Origin of the sequence: Arthrobacter sp. APC 3897 (assembly GCF_030407495.1) — a bacterium.
Lineage (GTDB): Bacteria > Actinomycetota > Actinomycetes > Actinomycetales > Micrococcaceae > Arthrobacter_B.
In genome coordinates this window covers 20,576-41,004 of record NZ_JASDDG010000029.1, presented here as the reverse complement: position 1 = coordinate 41,004, position 20,429 = coordinate 20,576, and the positions used below count along the sequence as shown (strand labels likewise).

The window sequence follows — 20,429 nt, the reverse complement described above, 5'->3', positions numbered from 1 at the left end:
AGGCTAGGCGTCGGGCGGTTTATCCACTAACTGTGTATAACTCTGTGGATGAAACGCCGGAAACCCGCACGGGCTTCCATGTTTTCTGAGACCGCTGAGGGCGATCACGAGAGGTTTTTGTGGGCACGGACGAAATCAACGACGTCGGCAGTTCCTGGCGCAAGGTCATTCGAACGCTGGAAACGGACGACCGGGTCTCGCCCCGGCAGCGGGGTTTCGTGGTTCTGGCCCAGGCACAGGGGCTCATCGGAACCACTCTGCTGGTTGCGGTGCCCAACGAGCTCACCCGTGAGGTTCTCCAGACCCAGCTCAAACACATTCTGGATGAGGTCCTGCGGGGAGTCTTCCAAGCGGATATCCAGTGTGCTTTCGTGATCGACGCGGACATGCTGCCTGCGGTGAAAGCTGATCCGAAGCCGGAGCCCGAACAGCCCGCTCCCAACCCGGTCCCCAGCGGAGAAAGCGCTCCTTCTCCCACACCGCCGAGCACATCCCAGGAATTTGGCCGGCTCAACCCCAAGTACGTCTTCGAGACTTTCGTGATCGGTTCATCTAACCGGTTTGCCCACGCGGCGGCAGTGGCGGTGGCGGAAGCTCCGGCCAAGGCCTATAACCCCCTGTTCATCTACGGGGATTCGGGGCTCGGCAAAACCCACCTGCTGCACGCCATCGGACACTACGCCCGGCACCTCTATACCGGCATCCGCGTGCGGTACGTAAATTCCGAAGAGTTCACCAATGACTTCATCAACTCCATCCGCTATGACGAGGGTGCCAGCTTCAAGCAGCTCTACCGCAACGTGGACATCCTGCTCATTGACGACATTCAGTTCCTCGCCAACAAGGACGCTACGCAGGAAGAGTTCTTCCATACGTTCAACGCTCTGCACAACCACAACAAACAGGTAGTCATCACCTCCGACCTGCCGCCCAAGCAGCTGTCTGGCTTTGAAGAGCGGATGAGGTCCCGCTTTGAGTGGGGCCTTCTCACCGACGTACAGCCGCCGGAGCTGGAAACCCGTATTGCGATCCTGCGCAAGAAAGCCATCGGCGACAGCCTGAGTGCCCCTGACGATGTCCTTGAATACATCGCCTCCAAAATCTCCACCAATATCCGTGAGCTGGAGGGGGCCCTGATCCGGGTGACTGCCTTCGCCAGCCTGAACCGGCAGCAGGTTGACGTGGGGTTGGCCGAGATAGTGCTGAAGGACCTGATTACCGACGACGGCGCCCAGGAAATCACCGCGGCGTCAATTCTCGGGCAGACGGCGGCCTACTTCCAGATCTCGCTGGAAGAACTGTGCTCCAAGTCCCGGACCCGGACACTGGTCACGGCCCGCCAGATCGCCATGTACCTGTGCCGCGAACTTACCGATATGTCGCTGCCCAAGATCGGCCAGGAACTCGGTGGACGGGATCACACCACCGTGATCCACGCGGACCGCAAGATCAGGGAACTCATGGCTGAGCGGCGGGCTATCTACAACCAGGTGACCGAGCTGACCAACCGGATCAAGCAGCAGCAGCGGGAGGCATAATCCCCGGAATTCCGGGGATGCAGAGCCCCGCAGGGGCTCGAAATTAACATTTGTGGACAAGGGTGTGGATAACCCGGTGGATAACTCCCAACCAGCTGCACTTCCCTGTGGATACGCGGAATTACAAAAAAGTTCCCCACAGCCCGGATCGGACGCTGCATGCAGTACCCACAAGTTATCCACAGGCAACAAAAGCCCTGACGCCCCGATCGGCTAGGTTATCCACAGTATCCACAGGAGTTATTAACACTACGAACCTTAAGAAATTCGGTTCCACCAAATAACATCTGACCTTTCCGGACTCCCTGCGCACCCTGACCGAAACGAACATCGGATGTCTTCACAAATCACATGGATGGGTCCCCAGGGTGCCTCAGGGGCCGTGCACAGGCGGCAGGTCTGCCGCTAAGCTGGCACAGAGTATTGTTGTCATTCGCAGCCCATCCTGAGATGGTGTCTCGAACGCGGTGCAACTGCGGCGCCGCAGCGCGCGGCGATGCTCCCTCACTTGTCATGAAGATCCAGTTGTACTGAGAAGTACGTTGTGAAAGGCGGCACCCTGCAGTGAAGTTCAGAGTTGAGCGGGATGTCCTGGCCGAGGCGGTTACATGGACAGCGCGTTCCCTCTCGCCGCGTCCGCCGGTTCCGGTTCTGTCGGGCCTGCTGATCAAAGCGGAGAGCGGATCACTGAGCATCGCAAGCTTCGATTACGAGATTTCGGCCAGGCTTCAGATCGCCGCCGAGATAGCAGAAGAAGGTACCATCCTTGTCTCGGGCCGGCTGCTTGCCGAGATCTGCCGCAGCCTGCCGTCAGCACCCGTCGAGGTCGAAACTGACGGGTCGAAGGTGACTCTCACCTGCCGCAACAGCCGATTCAACCTTGCCACTATGCCCGTGGCAGAATATCCCGAACTTCCGGCCCTTCCCGAGGTCAGCGGTGTTGTTGACGGCGATGCCTTCGCACAGGCTGTCTCCCAGGTCATCATTGCCGCCAGCCGGGATGACACTCTTCCCATCCTTACCGGCGTACGGATGGAAATCGAAGACGATCTCATCACGTTCCTCGCGACGGACCGCTACCGGCTGGCCCTGCGCGAACTGTCCTGGAAGCCGTCCACACCGGGCATCTCCACCAGCGCACTGGTCAAAGCCAAGACCCTCAACGAAGTGGCAAAAACGCTCGGCGGTGCCGGTGACCTGAACATTGCCTTCTCGGATGACAGCGAACTGATCGGCTTCGAAAGCGGGGGCCGCCGCACCACGTCGCTGCTCGTTGACGGTGACTACCCCAAGATCCGGTCCCTCTTCCCGGACAACACCCCCATCCATGCCACGGTGGAAACCAGTGCCCTGGTCGAAGCAGTGCGCCGTGTCTCCCTGGTGGCAGAGCGGAACACCCCGGTCAGGCTTGCCTTCACGGACGGCCAGGTAACCCTGGACGCCGGAACCGGCGAGGATGCCCAGGCTTCCGAGGCACTGGAAGCATCCCTGATCGGCGACGACATCACGGTCGCTTTCAATCCGCACTATCTCAGCGAGGGCCTCGGCGCCTTCCCGAGCAAGTACGTTCGTTTCTCCTTCACCACGCCGCCGAAGCCTGCCGTTATTTCGGCCCAGGAAGAGCTCACGGGCGACGACAGGGAAGACTACCGGTACCTGTTGATGCCGGTGCGGCTGCCCAACCAGTAAGCCAGCACCGCGGAAGCCGTCCGCGGCCGCAAAGAAGAGGAACCTGCCATGCACATAGGCCTCATCGGACTCGGCAAAATGGGTTTCAACATGCGCGAACGGCTGCGCCGCAACGGCATCGACGTCTCGGGGTTTGACCGGGATCCCGTGGTCAGCGACGTGATGTCAGTGACCGAACTGGTCGCAGTGCTCCCGTCACCGCGGGTGGTATGGCTGATGGTCCCGGCAGGTGAGGTGACCGATGCCGTTATCCGCGACCTGGCGGAATTGCTCTCAACGGGTGATCTGGTGATCGACGGGGGCAACTCCCGGTACGACGCCGATATCCGCAACGCGGAGAAACTCGCCGCGGAGGGCATCCGCTTTATGGACTGCGGCGTTTCGGGAGGGGTCTGGGGCAGGGAGAACGGCTACGGCCTGATGGCCGGCGGAGCCGCGGAGGACATTGCTCTGGCCATGCCCGTGATGGACGCTCTGCGGCCGGAGGGGGAGCGCGCACGCAGCTTTGTGCACGCCGGTGCCGTTGGCGCCGGCCATTACGCGAAGATGATCCATAACGGCATTGAGTACGGCCTGATGCAGGCCTACGCCGAGGGTTACGAATTACTCGAAGGCAAAGACATCATTACGGATGTTCCCGGGGTTATGCGGGCCTGGCAGGAAGGCACTGTCATTCGGTCCTGGCTGCTGGATCTGATGGTCAACGCCCTGGATGAGGATCCGTTGCTCAGCCGCGTGGCCGGTTATGCGGAGGACTCCGGCGAAGGCCGGTGGACGGTCCAGGAAGCCGTGGCCAGCGGCATTCCGGCGCCGGTCATTACGGCGGCCCTGTATGCCAGGTTTGTGTCCCGGCAGGAAGATTCACCGGCCATGAAAATGGTGGCTGCGCTGCGGAACCAGTTCGGGGGTCACAGCGTTAGGTCAGCGAAGGACGGTGCGCCGCCCGAAACGCCTCCGGAAGCGGCCGCCCGGCAGGAACCCGGCGACGTGCCGCGGGCCGCAGTCGATGAGACTGGAAGTCCGGAGTAATCTGCGGCAGTAGGGTGGGATGTACAGGACTAGTTGCAGGCGGAAGGCAGGAAAAGGTGAACGGGTTTGTACATTGATTACCTCTCCCTGACCGGTTTTCGCAGCTACGCACAGCTTGATCTGGAGCTCAAGCCCGGGGTCACCGTTTTTGTCGGCCCCAACGGCACCGGCAAAACCAACATCGTCGAAGCGATCGGTTATCTCGCGTCGCTCTCCTCCCACCGCGTCAGCAGCGACGCCCCGCTGGTGTCTTTTGACGCCGCCCAGGCTCTCGTCCGCGCCCGGCTCGTGCGGGGCAGCCAGCGCACCAGCGTTGAGCTGGAACTGAATCCGGGACGTTCCAACCGGGCCAGGATCAACCGCGCCAACCCCGTGCGTGCCCGAGACATCCTGGGCATGTGCCGGACGGTACTGTTTGCTCCCGATGATCTGGCTCTGGTCAAGGGCGACCCGTCCATCCGGCGCCGGTTCATCGACGAGCTGATAGTGTCCCTGGTGCCCCGCCATGCAGCCACCCGAAGCGACTATGAGCGTGTCCTGAAACAACGCAACGCGCTGCTCAAATCCGCCCGTGCCGCCGGACGGTTCACCTCGTCCCACGAAGCAACCCTGGAAGTCTGGGACCAGCACATGGCGGTGGCCGGAGCCGCCCTGCTGGCAGCCCGGCTCTCTGCCCTGGAACGGCTGCAGCCCCATCTGCAAAGTGCCTACCGTGATCTGACCGACGGCAGTAAAGCTGCCCGCGCCGTGTACCGCTCCACGCTTCAGGGAACAGTGAACGACGACGGCGCCGTCGTCGGCGATGCAAACCCGGAGGAGCTCTTCGGGCTCAGCGAGCAGGAACTGGCGGAGCGGTTCCTGACCGCGTTTGCCGCCAACCGGCGCCGGGAACTGGAACGCGGCATCTCCCTGGTGGGACCCCACCGCGACGACCTGGAGCTGGTCCTAGGCCAGGCACCGGCCAAGGGGTATGCCTCGCACGGGGAGACGTGGTCTTTTGCCCTGGCACTGCGGCTGGGAACGTACTATTTGCTCCTCAGCGATGACGAGACGCCGGGAGCGGGCCCGATCCTGATCCTTGATGATGTGTTTGCGGAACTCGATGTCCAGCGCCGCCGCCGTCTGGCCGGGATCGTTGCCGGTGCGGAACAGGTCCTGGTCACCGCTGCGGTGGCCGGAGACATTCCCGAGGCACTGGCCGGGGAACAGATCACCGTAGTTCCCGGGGGTATCAGTGTTCCCGCCCTCTGAAACCGGAGAGAACCGCGAAGGCGGAGAGCCTGAAGTCCGCCAGGATGCCGCGCAGGCACAGCTGAACCGGATGCGACAGGCCGCCCAGTCCCGCGGCAACCAGCGGATTTCTCCAAGCCGGCGCAAAGCAGGCCAGAAGCGGTCCCCCCTGCCGTTCGTGCCCGGTGAGTACACCGGCCGGGACCCGCAGGGCGTGGGCAAGGTCTTCAACCGTTTTGTCAGCGAACGGGGCTGGAATTCGCCCGTCGCGGTGGGGTCGGTGATTTCCCGCTGGGAGGAACTCGTGGGTCCCGAAGTCAGTGCACACTGCACACCGGAGTCCTTCTCCGACACCACGGTGCAGGTCCGGTGTGACTCCACCGCCTGGGCCACCCAGCTGCGCCTGCTGCGCAGCTCGCTGATCAGCCGGTTCGACGCCGAACTCGGCACCGGCGTGGTGACAAAAATCGAAGTCATCGGCCCGGCCGCCCCGAACTGGCGCAAAGGCCTGCGCAGCGTCAAGGGCCGCGGCCCGCGCGACACCTACGGGTAACCGGAGCCCTGCGCCCCCGGTAAGGCGGCCGGTCTCCCCGACGTGGCCTGACGCCGTTCAGCGGCTCGGGAACCCCTGCAGTCATATCCGGACTTGGAGATGGGGCTGGAATCGTCTCAAAACATGCTTTGGTGGCCGCTTAGGCGGTGTTTTGGCCGGTATTGACCCCCGCGGCACGGTAGAATTGGTAGTTGAGACGCCTGCCCCGGGGGAGGCGTTCTAATTTGACCAACACACTGAGGAGTCGACAGCACCTGTGGCTAACGACAATGAGATGGACAACGCTGACGTAACGCCAGAGCACCACAGCGAGGCTGACAAACCTGCTCCGCACGAGTACGGCGCCAACGAAATCACCGTGCTGGAAGGCCTGGAAGCCGTCCGGAAGCGTCCGGGCATGTATATCGGTTCCACCGGCCCCCGCGGGCTGCACCACCTGGTCTATGAAGTGGTGGATAACTCCGTTGACGAGGCCCTGGCCGGGTACTGCGACCGCATTGACGTAACGCTCCAGGCCGACGGCGGTGTCCGGGTCAGTGACAACGGCCGCGGCATTCCGGTGGATATGCACCCCACGGAAAACATGCCTACCGTACAGGTGGTCATGACCATCCTGCACGCCGGCGGAAAGTTCGGCGGCGGCGGATACGCGGTCTCCGGCGGTCTGCACGGCGTCGGCATCTCCGTGGTCAACGCCCTCTCAGCCCGTGTGGAAACCGAAATCCGGCGCCAGGGATTTGTCTGGAAGCAGAGCTTCGCCGACGGCGGACATCCGGTGGGCGGGCTCCGCCAGGGCGAGGCCACCGATGAGACCGGAACCACCCAGACGTTCTACGCGGACCCGGCCATCTTCGAAACCACAGAGTTCGACTTCGAGACCCTGCGGGCACGGTTCCAGCAGATGGCGTTCCTGAACAAGGGCCTGCGGATTGTCCTCACGGATGAACGCACCGTGGAAGAAGACACCGAGGAAATCGCCGGGGCACACGCCGAAGACGGCGCCGAAGCCGGTCCTAAGCACCGCGTGGTGGATTACCTCTACGAGGACGGTCTGCTGGACTACGTCAAGTACCTGAACTCGTCCAAGAAGTACGAAGCCATCCACGATGACGTCATCGCCTTTGAAACCGAAGACAATGACAAGAAGATGGCCGTGGAAATGGCCCTGCAGTGGACCACCGCATACTCGGAAAGCGTCCATACCTACGCCAACACCATCAACACGCATGAAGGCGGAACCCATGAAGAGGGTTTCCGTGCCGCCATGACGTCCCTGATCAACCGGTACGCCCGCGAGAAGAACATCATCAAGGACAAGGATGACAACCTCACCGGTGATGACATCCGCGAAGGCCTAACCGCGGTCATCTCCGTGAAGCTGGCCGAGCCGCAGTTCGAAGGCCAGACCAAAACCAAGCTGGGCAACTCCGAGGTCAAGGGATTTGTGCAGCGTGTGGTCACCGACCAGCTCGGCGATTGGCTGGAGCGCAACCCCGGACCCGCCCGCGATGTCATCCGCAAGTCCATCCAGGCCTCCCAGGCACGCCTCGCCGCCCGCAAGGCCCGCGAGTCCACCCGCCGCAAGGGCCTGCTGGAATCGGGCGGAATGCCCGGCAAGCTCAAGGACTGCTCATCCAAGGATCCGTCCAAGTCGGAAATCTACATCGTGGAGGGTGACTCCGCAGGCGGCTCGGCCGTCCGCGGCCGCAACCCTGAAACCCAGGCCATCCTGCCGCTGCGCGGCAAGATCCTGAACGTGGAGCGTGCCCGTCTGGACCGTGCCCTGGGTAACGCTGAAGTCCAGTCCATGATCACCGCGTTCGGAGCGGGCATCGGCGAGGACTTTGATGTGGAGAAGGCCCGGTACCACAAGATCGTGCTGATGGCCGATGCCGACGTTGATGGCCAGCACATCACCACGCTGCTGCTGACGCTGCTCTTCCGCTACATGCGCCCGCTGATCGAGAACGGTTACGTGTACCTGGCGCAGCCGCCGCTTTACCGGATCAAGTGGTCCAACCATGCCCACGACTACGTCTACAGCGACCGGGAACGCGACGAAGTTGTGGCACGCGGCCTGGCCAACAACCAGCGCCTGCCCAAGGACAACGGCATCCAGCGCTACAAGGGTCTGGGCGAGATGGACTACACCGAGCTCTGGGACACCACCATGGACCCCGACCACCGCACGCTGCTGCAGGTCACCATGGACGATGCCGCCGCCGTGGACCAGATTTTCTCCGTGCTGATGGGCGAGGACGTTGAGTCCCGCCGCAACTTCATCCAGCAGAACGCCAAGGATGTGCGCTTCCTGGACATCTAGGAACGAGTTTCCCCTGCGCCCGCGGATTTACAGAGTTTTTGAAGAACGGAACAACCAATGAGTGAAGAGACCCTCTCAGACCGGGTTGAACAGATCGATCTGCAGACGGAAATGCAGCGGTCCTACCTGGACTACGCCATGGCGGTTATCGTCGGGCGTGCCCTCCCGGATGTGCGCGACGGCCTGAAGCCCGTGCACCGCCGCGTGCTGTACGCGATGTTCGACGGCGGTTACCGCCCCGAGCGGTCGTTTAACAAGTGCGCCCGTGTGGTCGGCGAAGTCATGGGCCAGTACCACCCGCACGGCGACTCGGCCATCTACGATGCCCTGGTCCGCCTGATCCAGGACTGGACCATGCGCTACCCGCTGGCTCTGGGACAGGGCAACTTCGGGTCCCCCGGCAACGACGGCGCCGCCGCCCCGCGGTACACCGAAACCAAGATGGCACCCCTGGCCATGGAAATGGTCCGCGACATCGACGAGGAAACCGTCGATTTCATGGACAACTACGACGGCCGCAACCAGGAGCCCACCATCCTGCCGGCACGGTTCCCGAACCTTCTGGTCAACGGGTCCTCCGGTATCGCAGTGGGTATGGCCACCAACATTCCCCCGCATAACCTGCGAGAAGTGGCCGACGGCGTCCAGTGGTACCTGGAAAACCCGGACGCACCCAACGAGGTCCTGCTTGAGGAACTGATCCGCCGGATCAAGGGCCCGGATTTCCCCACCGGCGCTCAAATCCTGGGCCACAAGGGCATTGAAGACGCCTACCGGACCGGCCGCGGATCCATCACCATGCGCGCCGTTGTCAACGTCGAGGAACTCCAGGGCCGCACCTGCCTGGTGGTCACCGAGCTCCCCTACCAGGCCAACCCGGACAACCTGGCGATCAAGATCGCGGAGCTGGTCAAGGACGGCAAGGTTTCCGGCATCGCCGACATGCGCGATGAAACCTCCGGCCGCACCGGCCAGCGACTGGTGATCGTGCTCAAGCGCGACGCCGTCGCCAAGGTGGTCCTCAACAACCTGTACAAGCACACGCAGCTGCAGGAAAACTTCGGCGCGAACATGCTGGCAATTGTGGACGGGGTGCCCCGCACCCTGAGCCTGGACGCGTTCATCCGCCACTGGGTGACCCACCAGCTGGAAGTTATCGTCCGCCGCACCCGCTACCGGCTGCGCAAGGCCGAAGAAGTGGCCCACATCCTCATCGGCCTGCTCAAGGCCCTGGATGCCCTGGATGATGTCATTGCCCTGATCCGCCGTTCCACCACGGTTGAGGAGGCCCGGAACGGCCTGATGGGACTGCTGGACATCGATGAACTCCAGGCGCAGGCGATCCTGGACATGCAGCTGCGCCGTCTGGCCGCCCTGGAACGCCAGAAAATCCAGGACCAGCACGCCAAACTGCAGCTCGAGATCGCCGAATACAACGCCATCCTGGCGTCGGAAGCACGGCAGCGGCAGATTGTCAGCGAAGAACTGCATGAGATCGCGGAGAAGTACGGCGATGACCGCCGCACCCACATCGCGATGGGTTATGACGGTGACATGAGCATGGAAGACCTGATCCCCGAAGAGGAAATGGTCGTCACGATTACCCGCGGCGGGTACGTCAAGCGCACCCGCAGCGACAACTACCGCCAGCAGGCCCGCGGCGGCAAGGGCATTAAGGGGGCGCAGCTGCGCGGCGACGACGTCGTCGAGCACTTCTTCGTCACCACCACCCACCACTGGCTGCTGTTCTTCACCAACCTGGGCCGGGTTTACCGGGCCAAGGCCTATGAACTGGCTGAAGCCGGCCGTGACGCCAAGGGCCAGCACGTGGCGAACCTGCTGGCTTTCCAGCCGGACGAGCACATTGCCCAGGTCCTGGACCTGCCCGGCTATGACGCGGCTCCGTACCTGGTCCTCGCCACCAAGCGCGGACTGGTGAAGAAGACCCGGCTGGAGGATTACGACACGAACCGTTCCGCCGGCGTCATCGCCATCAATCTGCGCGACGGCGACGAACTGGTCTCCGCCCAGCTGGTCTCCGAAACCGATGACCTGATGCTGGTGTCCCGCAAGGGCCAGTCGCTGCGCTTCACGGCCACCGATGACGCCCTGCGTCCCATGGGCCGGGCCACGTCAGGCGTCACGGGTATGAAGTTCCGCGAAGATGACGAATTGCTGGCAGCCGACGTCGTGACCGAGGACTCCTATGTGTTCGTCGTGACTGAGGGCGGATACGCCAAGCGCACCGCGGTGGAGGAGTACCGGGTACAGGGCCGCGGCGGGCTGGGCATCAAGGTGGCCAAATACGCTGAGGACCGCGGGCATCTGGTGGGCGCCATGATCGTGCAGGAGGAAGACGAAGTCCTGGTGGTCATGCAGGGCGGCAAGGTTGTCCGTTCCTCCGTTGCCGGGGTTCCGGCGAAGGGCCGCGACACCATGGGCGTCATTTTCGCCAAGCCGGACAAGAATGACCGCATCATCGCCGTGGCCCGCAACTCCGAGCGTGAGCTGGGAATTGAAGAGCTGGACGACGACGCCGCGGACAGCGCTCCTGATGCTGCAGACGGCACCCCCGGGGCTGCCGCAGAGTCTGTAGGCACCGCTGCGGATGAAGTACCGTTGGCTACAGAGAAAACGGCTGAGCAGGATGCACAGTCAGCAGAAGATGGAGGTAACGAGTGAGCTCGACCAACTCAAATCCCAGGTCGCCCTCGGGCACAGGACCCCGGGTCAAGACACCCGCGCGTCCCGCCCAGCGCCCGGGAGGTGGTGGTCAGAGCGCACCGTCGAACCGGCAGCCGCTGGTAAAGCCGGCTCCCAAGGCCAAAGCCCGCAAGGCCCGTCTGCTCGTCAGCAAGATTGACCCGTGGTCGGTTCTAAAGATGGCCTTCCTGCTGTCAGTGGCTCTCGGCGTTGTCACCGTGGTGGCGGCGATCGTGATCTGGACCGTCCTGGACCTGACCGGCATCTTTGACCGGGTCAACTCGCTGCTCGGGGAGATCGCCGGAAGCGAATCCGGCGGTTTCGACCTGCGTGAGTTTGCCTCCCTGGGACAGGTGGTCTCCTTTGCGACCATCATCGCCGTCGTCAACGTCCTGCTGCTGACTGCGCTGTCCATGCTCGCTTCAGTGCTGTACAACATTGCCTCCACCCTGGTGGGCGGCATCGGCGTCACCCTGACCGACGACTAAAAATCCGCAGTATTTCCTGTTTTCCTGCCGCCTCAAGAGCGAAAATAACTCCGGGGCGGCAGGAACCCGGACCCGGATTTGGGTTCCGGGCAGAGGTGGGGTAAAGTTTTATCTCGGCCCGAGAAGGTATCGGGGCGCATAGCTCAGGCGGTTAGAGCGCTTCGCTGATAACGAAGAGGTCCCAGGTTCAAGTCCTGGTGCGCCCACGGAATATCGCCGCAAGGTGGTGTACCACAAGGCAAGGAGGCACTGTGAAAAAGTTGCTGGCAGTAGTTGCAGCAGCGGCCGCAGGAATCTTTGCCGCAAAAAAATGGCAGGAATCTGCTGCGGAGAAATCCGTTTGGAAGGCATCAACCGATAAGGTTGACTGAAATTCCGCAAAAGAATGATTCCGGTTCCGCTGCAGGCCAGGGTGGGATATACTAGATGAGTTCACATTCGGGGGCATGGCGCAATTGGTAGCGCACCTGCTTTGCAAGCAGGGGGTTCGGGGTTCGAGTCCCCGTGCCTCCACCGAAAGAAAGTCCCGGCCGACTGGCCGGGACTTTCTGCTTTAACGCTCCGCTTCTTTGAAACCAGCTTCTCTAAAACCCCGCTTCATCACGCAGCGCCTGCGTCCTCTATTGTTGCTCTGGTGATCATTTTCCTCGCCGTGATCGGCGTCCTGGGAGTATCAGCCTCCGGCCCCATCATGGCGGCAACAGCTGCGCCGGCACTGGCTATTGCCTTCTGGCGGAACGCCCTGGGGGCGGTGATCATGGGAGTTCCCACGGCAGTGCGCAATCCCGGCGGATTTACCCGGCTCTCCCGGGCCGAAACCAAATGGACCCTCATCGCCTCGCTGGCCCTCGCCCTGCACTTCGCCTGCTTCATTACCTCCCTCAAACTGACCTCTGTTGCAGCAGCAACAGCGCTGGTCTGCCTTCAGGCAGGGTGGATCGCCATCTTCAGCCTGTTTCGGGGCATCCACGTTGCTCCCCGGGTCCTCGCCGGGCTGGGCGCTGCGCTGGCCGGCGTCGTCGTCATCACCGGATTCGACCTGACGCTCTCCCGGGAAGCCGCACTGGGAGATCTCCTCGCCGTCGCCGGAGGAGCCCTGGCGGGCCTGTACACCATAGCCGGAGGCAAGGCCCGGGCCACCATGAGCACCGGAACCTACACCTCCCTCTGCTACGGCCTGTGCTCGGTGATTCTGCTGCTCCTGTGTGTCATTTTTGGCCAGCCCCTGGTTTCTTTCCCGCCGGAAGCCTGGCTGGGAATCCTGGCGGTGACCGTGGTAGCGCAGATTCTGGGGCACAGCGTCTTCAACCACCTGCTGGCCGTCATTTCGCCGCTGGTGGTTTCCATGATCATTCTGCTGGAAATCCCCGGGGCGGCCATTCTTGCCGCCGTGTTCCTCGGAGAACAGCTTCCGGCCGGGACCTACGGGGGCCTCGCACTGATCCTTGCGGGCCTGGCGGTGGTGGTCACCGGGCAGGGGCGCAGAGCCGCACGTACGGGAGCCCTGCCGCCGGCGCCGCCTGCCCTGGGCGGAGAGATCGAGAAGTAAGTCCGCGGGATCCCCTAACCGGGGTGTATGCACAGGAGGGCCCCCGCTGTGCGGGGGCCCTCCTGTGCATCTTGGTACTGCGGTGCATCTTGGTACTGCGGTGCATCCTGGTACTGCGGTAAAACTTGGTGCTGCGGTATAACCGCCTGCTTACTCGGCGGTCTTTTCAGCCGGCTTGTCAGAGTGGGCACCGGAGGTCTTCACAGCGTCGGATGCCTTGGCTGCCGCTTCCTTGCTGTGCTTGCCTGCTTCGGCAACCTTCTCGCCGCTGCGGGCAGCAGCGCGTTCGGCCGCTTCCTTGATGCTTGCAACGGTTTCCTTGGTTTCCTTTACGGATTCCTTGGCGTTGTCCGCAGCCTTGGAAGCAGTTTCCTGCGTCTTGGCGGCAGCCGGTGCAGGCGCCGTGGCGGCTGCAGCAGGCTTCGGCGCTGCAGGCTCGGAGGAAGCCTGCTTGGCCTCGGGCACCTTGATGGTTTCCGGCTTTGCGGGGGCCGGTGTCTTCCAGGGGTCCTCCACCGGACGGGATGCGCGCCATGCTGCAACACCGGCAACAACGGCTGCCGCAATGATGCCGAAAATCAGCCAGCCCTTGCCGCCGCCCTTCTGGTTCTTTCGGGCTTCCTTGGCAGCCTGGGCCGCAGCCTTCTGGGCCTTCTTCAGTGCCTTCTTGTTACCGGTGGCCTTCGCGACGGCGGTCTGCACCGGTACGGAGGCGGTGGTGAGGGAACGCGTTACGGTTGCCGAGGCATCCCCAATGCGGGTGGAGAGGGTGGGGATGTAATCATCCACCACCTTGTCGCGGGCGCCGGTGATGACCGGAGTGGCACGGTCCAGGGTGTGCTGAATGCGGGGAGTGGCTTCATCCACTGCGTGGCTGATCCTCGGCCCCACCTTCTGCAGACCGTCCTGGATACGCGGCGTGACCGTTGCTACCCCGGCGGCAACGCCGTCGCCGGCGCGCTTGATGCCTTCCTGGATTTTGGGCGAAGCGGTCTCGATACCCTTTTCGATGCGCGGCATTGCCCAGTCACGAGCGGCCTCAACCTTGGGGGCGGCCCAATCACGTGCTGTTTCTACGCCTGCAGTGACATTGGCTTCAAGGTCACGGGCCATGCGGTCCTTCTTCTTCAAAACTACCTCCCGGGATAGTGACGGTTCATTCCTTACCCTACGTTGCCTTGGCAACTGTGAGCTATTGACGGGCTGGGCGAGGCGGACTTTTCACTGTGCGCTGAACCGGCGGATTTCTGCCCGTCTGGTGCCCGGCCATGGAAGAATGTTGCCTATGACTGCTATTCCTACCGCAATTGCGACCATCCACACGTCCATGGGCGACATCAAGGTGAACCTCTTCGGCAACCACGCGCCCAAGACGGTCAAGAACTTTGTTGGCCTGGCCACCGGCGAAATCGAGTGGACCGACCCGGCAACGGGAGAGAAGACCAGCCGCCCGCTGTATGACGGCACCATCTTCCACCGCATCATCAAGGACTTCATGATTCAGGGCGGCGATCCCCTGGGCCGCGGAACCGGCGGACCGGGCTACCAGTTCGACGACGAAATCAACCCGGACCTGGACTTCTCCACCCCGTACAAGCTGGCCATGGCCAACGCCGGCATCCAGATGGGCCGCGGAACGAACGGTTCCCAGTTCTTCATCACCTCGGTTCCCACCACCTGGCTGCAGGGCAAGCACACCATCTTCGGCGAAGTTGCCGATGAAGAGTCGCGCGCCCTGGTCGACCAGCTCAACGCCGTCGCCACCGATATGCGCGACAAGCCGGCCGAAGACGTTGTCATCAACAGCATCACTGTGGAACAGCTCTAGCCAGTTCACGGATGCCCCGGTCGGAACCTCCGGCCGGGGCCTTTCGTCCATCTGGCCTCATTTTTCTCTCTGGGAGTAACGCAATGTCGTATGGAGTTCCCGCTGAAACACCTGCCTCACAGGTGCCGGTCTGTCCGCGTCATCCGGACCGGGTCAGCTACATCCGCTGCCAGCGCTGCGGCCGTCCGGCCTGTCCGGAGTGCCAGCACACCGCGCCGGTGGGAATCCAGTGTGCGGACTGCTTTGCGGAAAGCCGCCGCCAGTCGCCTGCCTACCGCACTCCCTACGGCGGAAAAGTGTCCAACGGGAAGCCGGTGGTCACGATCACCCTGATGGTGATTTGCGGGATCTTCTTTGCCGTTCAGTTCTTCTACCCTCCGTTTACCTACGAGCTCTGGTATGCACCGCTGTATACCGGGATCGAGCCCTGGCGGATGCTGTCCTCAGCGTTCCTGCATTCCCCGTCAGGAATACTTCACATTGCGTTCAACCTCTATGCCCTCTGGTTCCTGGGGCAGGGGCTGGAGCCGCAGCTGGGCAGATTACGCTTCGCTCTGCTTTATCTGGTGTCCGCACTGGGCGGATCAGTGGGCGTACTGCTGCTCAGCCCCATCAACCAGCCCGTTGTAGGGGCATCGGGAGCGATCTTTGGCCTCTTCGGTGCCCTGCTGGTGGTTCTGCTCCAGCGCCGGGCCAGCGTTCGGTCAGTGCTGATCCTGCTGGCCGTCAATTTTGCACTGGGGTTCTTCGTGCCGAACATCGCGTGGCAGGCCCACCTGGGCGGATTGCTGACCGGAGTGGCCTGTGCTGCGGTGCTGGTCTACGCGCCCCGGGGGAAAAGCCGGAACCTCGTGCAGTTTGGCGGGTTGGCCGCAGTTGTAGTGTTCCTGTGCATCATTTCAGCAGTACTGGCCGCAGCTAAGGGACTGGTCTGACACACCCGGGCGGCCGTTCCGGCCATCCACAGCCTGCCCGGTGTTATCCACAGGGATACCCACAGTGTTAATAACTCAGCGGAATCCGGAGGCGGTGGAAGCTCCGTCCCGGGACTGCACCACGGGAAACCTGCGTCGTTTAAGGCCACCGAGGCACTGAATCCCGGCGGAGCTGCGGTGCTTCCACTCCGGAGCAGTCCGTCCTGCCCGGCGAGCTATCCACGGCGGCCCCTAAGTTATCCACAGCCTGAATGGCGGGCTATGAACAGGTTATCCAGAGGCTAAAACAAGTTACACACATGTAATTCCACAGTTGTGGATAAGTCTCAGCCCCGGTACTGCCCGGATTTTCCTGCCAGCCAGGCAAAAGTTACACACACCTGTGGATAACTCTGTGCACAGAGTGTGTACAAGGTTTCTCCACAGGCAGCCAAAGAAAACGCCCCCGCTGCAGAAGGCAGCGGAGGCGGAAGGGGACGGGAGCAGCTGGTCAGCGCCAGCGTGTGGTCATCAGGAAGCCGACAATGGCAATGCCGAATCCCACCAGGATGTTGCCGCCGCCGAGCGCCGGCACCGGAAACGCGCCCTGGGAAATGTAGAAGACGATAATCCACAGGAGGCCAATAATCATCAGGCCAAACATGACCGGCTTGTACCAGACCGGATTCGGCTTCGGAGTTGACGACGCCTTGGGTGCGGGCGGCGCAGCTGCGGGCTTCTTGCGGGACTTGGACTCGGGCACGGATCCTCCTAGCGGAACCGGCTCACTGGATGCCGGTCGGTACGGTCATGGCGGGGCCGTGGGTGCAGTGCTGCCGCACCGGGCTGTTGCCCGGCTGTATCCTGACTGGGGGCCGCGGCCGCACCTGGCTGTTTCCCGTGTAATCATCGTAGCGAATGGCGCGGCGTCTGCGCGCCGTCTGCGCAGGTCGGTATCTATTTCCGGAAAGGGGAACCGTGGCCATGTCTCGCAGGGAAGCTCACGCTCCCGTGGGGTCGCACGGCGCCCGCAACCGCCGGCAGGGGCGCAGCCCGGGCCAATGGATAATCCAGATTTTCGGGGAGCTGCTCATCACCCTGGGGCTGCTCCTGGTCCTGTACGTAGCGTGGGAGCTCTGGTGGACCAACATCGATGCCAACCGCAAGCAGGACCAAGCGGTGGGCAACCTGTTCGCAGAATTCGACGGCCCGGTGGCACCCGCGCCGGAACCGGCGGCCGACGGACCTGACTACGGGGACCCGGCAGTCCTGCCCGCCATAGAAGAAGAAGGCCGCACCTTCGCCGTGGTCTATATTCCACGTTTCGGAGACACCTACTCACGGCCGGTGACAAGCGGAGTGGGCACAGCAGTGCTGGACTCGCTCGGGCTGGGTCACTATCCCTCCACGGCAATGCCGGGGGAAGTCGGCAACTTTGCGGTGGCTGGCCACCGGCAAACCCATGGGCAGGTGCTTGATGCCATCCATACCCTGGTTCCCGGCGATAAAATCTATGTTCAGACCAAGGACGGCTACTACACCTATGTCTACCGCAACAACCAAATAGTCCTGCCGGACCGGGTGGACGTGATCGCTCCGGTGCCAACGCAGCCGGCGGCGGTGCCTACCGAACGGTTCCTCACCATGACCAGCTGCAATCCCCGGTTCGGTGCCGAGGAACGTATCATCGCGTACGCCGTCATGGACTCCTGGCAGCCGCTGTCTGCCGGTCCGCCTGCGGAGATAGCACCCCAGGTTGCCAACAATGCCGAAGGAGCAGGCTAAATGTACGGTTGGATATTTCGGAGCCTGCCGGGTCCCCTCTGGGTCCGGATCCTCACCGCCCTCGTGCTGATTGCCGGTGTGGTGCTCCTGCTCATGACCTGGGTATTCCCGTGGTTCTCCGAATTCAGCTTCCTCAGCCCCCTCACTGATTCCACGATTGAAGGTTCCTAACCATATGAGCACCATCCGTATTCTGGTCGTCGACAACTATGACAGCTTCGTCTACACGCTGGTGGGATATCTGCAGCAGCTTGGAGCCGAAACCACAGTGGTGCGAAACGACGACGTAAGTCTGGCGGAGGCGATCGAACTGGCCTCCGTCCGTGACGGAGTCCTGGTATCACCGGGACCCGGCGCGCCTGCCGAAGCAGGGGTGTGCATCGATTTGATCCGCTGGTGCGGAGAAAACAGCAAGCCGATGCTGGGCATCTGCCTGGGACATCAGGCTCTTGCCGAGGCCTATGGCGGAACGGTTACCCATGCTCCGGAACTGATGCACGGCAAAACGTCCTCGGTCCGGCACGGGGGCACTGACGTGTTCCGCGGACTGACCAGCCCGGTGACGGCTACGCGCTACCACTCACTGGCCGCAGTCTCTGACACCATTCCCGCGGAACTTGAGGTCACGGCACGGACGGAAAGCGGCATCATCATGGGCCTGAAGCATGTGTCGGCTCCGCTGTCCGGCGTGCAGTTCCATCCCGAATCCGTCCTGACCGAGGGCGGATACCAGATGCTGGGCAACTGGCTGGAAGGCCTGGGCCTGGTCGGAGCCGCAGAACACGCAGCCGCCCTCAGCCCTTTGATGTCCACCAGTCGGGCAGAGACTGCGCACTGAGGCTGCGCCTAATCGTCCTTCTTCTTTTTAGCCGGTTCGGTCGGTGAAGGATCCTCGGGATCCTCGGGATCAGCGGGATCTGCGGGAGCCGTGGTGCTCGGCGAGGGCTCCTCAGCGGGTTCAACGGGCGCCTTGGCCACAGTCAGGGAAATGGTGGCGCCCTGCTCAACATCCATGCCGGCGGGAACGCTTTGCCCCGTCACGATGCCCGGTTCCACTGAAGCGTTTTCGACTTCGTTGACGGTGAAGGTCAGCTGCACTGTTGGATCCGCCAGCATTATCTGTGCATTCTCCAGCGGGGCGCCCACCAGATCGGGAACGGTCACGTTGCCGGTGGACAGCACCAGGTCCACTGTGGTTCCCGGGGGTACTGAGGCCCCGATGGCGGGAGTGGTGGACAGGACCCTGCCGGCAGGCACAGAGGCACTGTTGGCTACGTTGGTGGTTCCGCCCTGAAGGCCGAGTTGGCGGAGGGTATCCCGGGCTTCCGGTTCCGTCTTCCCGGAAAGCTCCGGAATCACGACAGTTGACGGCCCCTGCGAGATGAGCAGAGTGACCTTGCGGTCCAACGGAACAGTGGTGCCGCCCTCAGGTTCCGTTCCGATGGCCAGGCCCGATTTGACCGTGTCGCTGTACCGCTGCTCGATGGTGGGCGGCTCAAAGCCGGCACCCATGATGATGTTCAGGGCATCTGTCTGCGTCTTGGACTGAACGCTGGGCATGAGAGCAGTGACCGGTGCGGTTTCCTTGGGATTAAGCATGTTGTACGCCAGGACGGAGCCGGCACCGAGCAGGAGCAGGAGAACGACGATGAGCGTGGTAATCCACGCCCGCCGCCGGGCTTTTTGCTCCGGATCCCGGTCGCCGGTGTTGCCGATGGCCAGTGCCGCCGGAACATCGCCGTCGTGGTGGTCATCCTCCGTCGGATCAGTGGTGAACGCTCCGCGGGACTGAACCCGGGCCATAGCCCGGGTCCGGGGTTCATCCTCGATCGGACTGACATCCACAGCGGGACGTTTGACGGGGGACACCGTCAGCGCCTCGGTCGGAAGGGTCTCAGGGAAAGGATCAGCGGCAGCTCCGCTCCGGGCCCGGAGGAGTGCCTCGCGGAACTCGTGGGCATCCTGGTAGCGCTCCGCCCGGTCCTTGGCCAGGCCTCGCTTTAGCACGGCATCAAGGGCAGGCGGGATTTCCGGGTTGAAGCTGCTGGCCGCCGGCGGTACCTCCCGGACATGCTGGTACGCCACGGACACCGGGCTGTCCCCGATGAAGGGCGGCCGGCCCGCGAGCATCTCAAAGAGCAGGCAGGCTGCGGAGTACAGGTCGCTGCGGGCATCCACGGTTTCGCCGCGGGCCTGTTCCGGCGACAGGTACTGGGCCGTGCCGATAACCGCCTGTGTCTGTGTCATGGTGGCAGCGGAGTCCGCCATGGCCCGGGCGATGCCGAAGTCCATGACCTTGACGCTGCCCTCTGCGGTCACCATGACATTGGCGGGCTTGATGTCCCGGTGCACGATGCCTGAACGGTGGCTGTATTCCAGTGCGGATAGGACGCCCAGGGCGTAATCGACTGCTGTGTCGATGGTGATTTCGCCGCTCTTGACCAGCTCCCTGAGGGTGCGCCCCGGGACATACTCCATCACGATGAAGGGCAGGCGAACATCCTCGGGGGACGCCCCGGGGGACTCCTGGTCACCCGTGTCATAAACACTGACGACGGCGGGGTGGTTCAGTCCGGCGACGGCCTGTGCCTCCCGCCGGAACCTGGACTGGAACAGCGGATCACGGGCAAGATCGGGGCGCAGAACCTTAATGGCAACGGAACGGCCCAACCTGATGTCACGGCCCAGGTAGACGTCCGCCATGCCGCCGCGCCCAATGAGCTCGCCGATCTCGTAGCGGCCGTTAAGTACCCGTTCCGTGTTCAGGGTGGGGTGTCCCTTAAGGAATTCTGCGCTCATG

The 20,429-nt window shown here is 62.9% G+C and carries 18 protein-coding genes and 2 tRNA genes; 17 read left to right on the top strand and 3 right to left on the bottom strand.

Annotated elements, in window-relative coordinates:
• Positions 1 to 119: 119 nt before the first annotated feature.
• From dnaA to QMA10_RS13990, 12 genes are all read left to right on the top strand, one after another.
• Entirely contained in the window at positions 120 to 1,538 is a 1,419-nt protein-coding gene (dnaA, locus tag QMA10_RS14045) for a chromosomal replication initiator protein DnaA (protein ID WP_290169285.1), read from the top strand.
• A 564-nt stretch (positions 1,539 to 2,102) separates the two neighbouring features.
• A complete protein-coding gene (gene dnaN / locus QMA10_RS14040) occupies positions 2,103 to 3,227 on the top strand; it encodes a DNA polymerase III subunit beta (protein ID WP_290169284.1) in 1,125 nt (374 codons plus the stop codon).
• Between the two features lie 48 nt (positions 3,228 to 3,275).
• A complete protein-coding gene (gene gnd / locus QMA10_RS14035) occupies positions 3,276 to 4,256 on the top strand; it encodes a phosphogluconate dehydrogenase (NAD(+)-dependent, decarboxylating) (RefSeq protein ID WP_290169282.1) in 981 nt (326 codons plus the stop codon).
• Positions 4,257 to 4,322: 66 nt separating this feature from the next.
• Positions 4,323 to 5,507 carry a DNA replication/repair protein RecF gene (gene recF, locus QMA10_RS14030; RefSeq protein WP_290169281.1) on the top strand — a complete coding sequence of 395 codons (1,185 nt, stop codon included), beginning with the start codon at positions 4,323 to 4,325 and terminating at the stop codon, positions 5,505 to 5,507.
• A 70-nt stretch (positions 5,508 to 5,577) separates the two neighbouring features.
• Entirely contained in the window at positions 5,578 to 6,039 is a 462-nt protein-coding gene (locus tag QMA10_RS14025) for a DciA family protein (RefSeq protein ID WP_290169329.1), read from the top strand.
• A gap of 274 nt (positions 6,040 to 6,313) precedes the next feature.
• Positions 6,314 to 8,362, top strand: coding sequence for a DNA topoisomerase (ATP-hydrolyzing) subunit B (gene gyrB, locus QMA10_RS14020; RefSeq protein WP_290169328.1), 2,049 nt, complete (start codon positions 6,314 to 6,316; stop codon positions 8,360 to 8,362).
• Between the two features lie 57 nt (positions 8,363 to 8,419).
• Positions 8,420 to 11,044, top strand: coding sequence for a DNA gyrase subunit A (gyrA, locus tag QMA10_RS14015; RefSeq protein WP_290169280.1), 2,625 nt, complete (start codon positions 8,420 to 8,422; stop codon positions 11,042 to 11,044).
• A complete protein-coding gene (locus QMA10_RS14010; protein WP_290169277.1) occupies positions 11,041 to 11,553 on the top strand; it encodes a DUF3566 domain-containing protein in 513 nt (170 codons plus the stop codon). The genes gyrA and QMA10_RS14010 overlap by 4 nt, the downstream gene beginning before the upstream one ends.
• 132 nt (positions 11,554 to 11,685) lie before the next feature.
• Positions 11,686 to 11,759, top strand: a tRNA-Ile gene (locus tag QMA10_RS14005).
• A gap of 45 nt (positions 11,760 to 11,804) precedes the next feature.
• Positions 11,805 to 11,924 carry a DLW-39 family protein gene (locus QMA10_RS14000; RefSeq protein WP_290169275.1) on the top strand — a complete coding sequence of 40 codons (120 nt, stop codon included), beginning with the start codon at positions 11,805 to 11,807 and terminating at the stop codon, positions 11,922 to 11,924.
• Between the two features lie 69 nt (positions 11,925 to 11,993).
• A tRNA-Ala gene (locus QMA10_RS13995) sits at positions 11,994 to 12,066 on the top strand.
• Positions 12,067 to 12,187: 121 nt separating this feature from the next.
• Positions 12,188 to 13,102 (top strand): DMT family transporter, encoded by a 915-nt coding sequence (locus tag QMA10_RS13990; RefSeq protein WP_290169272.1) that lies wholly within the window; start codon positions 12,188 to 12,190, stop codon positions 13,100 to 13,102.
• Positions 13,103 to 13,252: 150 nt separating this feature from the next.
• Here QMA10_RS13990 and QMA10_RS13985 read toward each other — a convergent pair whose 3' ends face one another.
• The gene (locus QMA10_RS13985) at positions 13,253 to 14,215 is read right to left on the bottom strand and encodes a hypothetical protein (protein WP_290169270.1); all 963 of its coding nucleotides are present in this window, start codon (positions 14,213 to 14,215) and stop codon (positions 13,253 to 13,255) included.
• A 172-nt stretch (positions 14,216 to 14,387) separates the two neighbouring features.
• Between QMA10_RS13985 and QMA10_RS13980 the strand changes: the two genes are divergently transcribed.
• The gene (locus tag QMA10_RS13980) at positions 14,388 to 14,930 is read left to right on the top strand and encodes a peptidylprolyl isomerase (RefSeq protein WP_290169269.1); all 543 of its coding nucleotides are present in this window, start codon (positions 14,388 to 14,390) and stop codon (positions 14,928 to 14,930) included.
• Between the two features lie 218 nt (positions 14,931 to 15,148).
• On the top strand, positions 15,149 to 15,865 hold the full coding sequence (locus QMA10_RS13975) for a rhomboid family intramembrane serine protease (RefSeq protein WP_356835126.1): 717 nt from the start codon (positions 15,149 to 15,151) through the stop codon (positions 15,863 to 15,865).
• Between the two features lie 490 nt (positions 15,866 to 16,355).
• Here the strand turns inward: QMA10_RS13975 and QMA10_RS13970 are convergent, their stop codons facing one another.
• Positions 16,356 to 16,607, bottom strand: coding sequence for a cell division protein CrgA (locus tag QMA10_RS13970; RefSeq protein WP_290169265.1), 252 nt, complete (start codon positions 16,605 to 16,607; stop codon positions 16,356 to 16,358).
• 221 nt (positions 16,608 to 16,828) lie between these two features.
• Here QMA10_RS13970 and QMA10_RS13965 point away from each other — a divergent pair, with 221 nt between their 5' ends.
• The 3 genes from QMA10_RS13965 to QMA10_RS13955 are packed head-to-tail and all read left to right on the top strand — an operon-like array spanning position 16,829 to position 18,467.
• The gene (locus tag QMA10_RS13965; protein ID WP_290169263.1) at positions 16,829 to 17,629 is read left to right on the top strand and encodes a class E sortase; all 801 of its coding nucleotides are present in this window, start codon (positions 16,829 to 16,831) and stop codon (positions 17,627 to 17,629) included.
• Positions 17,630 to 17,800 carry a hypothetical protein gene (locus tag QMA10_RS13960; protein WP_290169261.1) on the top strand — a complete coding sequence of 57 codons (171 nt, stop codon included), beginning with the start codon at positions 17,630 to 17,632 and terminating at the stop codon, positions 17,798 to 17,800.
• A 4-nt stretch (positions 17,801 to 17,804) separates the two neighbouring features.
• A complete protein-coding gene (locus tag QMA10_RS13955) occupies positions 17,805 to 18,467 on the top strand; it encodes an aminodeoxychorismate/anthranilate synthase component II (RefSeq protein WP_290169259.1) in 663 nt (220 codons plus the stop codon).
• Positions 18,468 to 18,475: 8 nt separating this feature from the next.
• Here the strand turns inward: QMA10_RS13955 and pknB are convergent, their stop codons facing one another.
• A complete protein-coding gene (gene pknB, locus QMA10_RS13950) occupies positions 18,476 to 20,428 on the bottom strand; it encodes a Stk1 family PASTA domain-containing Ser/Thr kinase (protein ID WP_290169257.1) in 1,953 nt (650 codons plus the stop codon).
• Position 20,429: the final 1 nt, after the last annotated feature.

Bases quoted from the DNA above. Each gene is read 5' to 3' on its own strand.
- QMA10_RS13960 (WP_290169261.1), top strand. From the start codon at position 17,630: ATGTACGGTTGGATATTTCGGAGCCTGCCGGGTCCCCTCTGGGTCCGG.
- QMA10_RS13965 (WP_290169263.1), top strand. From the start codon at position 16,829: ATGTCTCGCAGGGAAGCTCACGCTCCCGTGGGGTCGCACGGCGCCCGC.
- QMA10_RS13980 (WP_290169269.1), top strand. From the start codon at position 14,388: ATGACTGCTATTCCTACCGCAATTGCGACCATCCACACGTCCATGGGC.
- pknB (WP_290169257.1), bottom strand. From the start codon at position 20,428: ATGAGCGCAGAATTCCTTAAGGGACACCCCACCCTGAACACGGAACGG.
- gnd (WP_290169282.1), top strand. From the start codon at position 3,276: ATGCACATAGGCCTCATCGGACTCGGCAAAATGGGTTTCAACATGCGC.
- gyrA (WP_290169280.1), top strand. From the start codon at position 8,420: ATGAGTGAAGAGACCCTCTCAGACCGGGTTGAACAGATCGATCTGCAG.
- QMA10_RS14025 (WP_290169329.1), top strand. From the start codon at position 5,578: ATGCGACAGGCCGCCCAGTCCCGCGGCAACCAGCGGATTTCTCCAAGC.
- QMA10_RS13955 (WP_290169259.1), top strand. From the start codon at position 17,805: ATGAGCACCATCCGTATTCTGGTCGTCGACAACTATGACAGCTTCGTC.
- gyrB (WP_290169328.1), top strand. From the start codon at position 6,314: ATGGACAACGCTGACGTAACGCCAGAGCACCACAGCGAGGCTGACAAA.
- QMA10_RS13985 (WP_290169270.1), bottom strand. From the start codon at position 14,215: ATGGCCCGTGACCTTGAAGCCAATGTCACTGCAGGCGTAGAAACAGCA.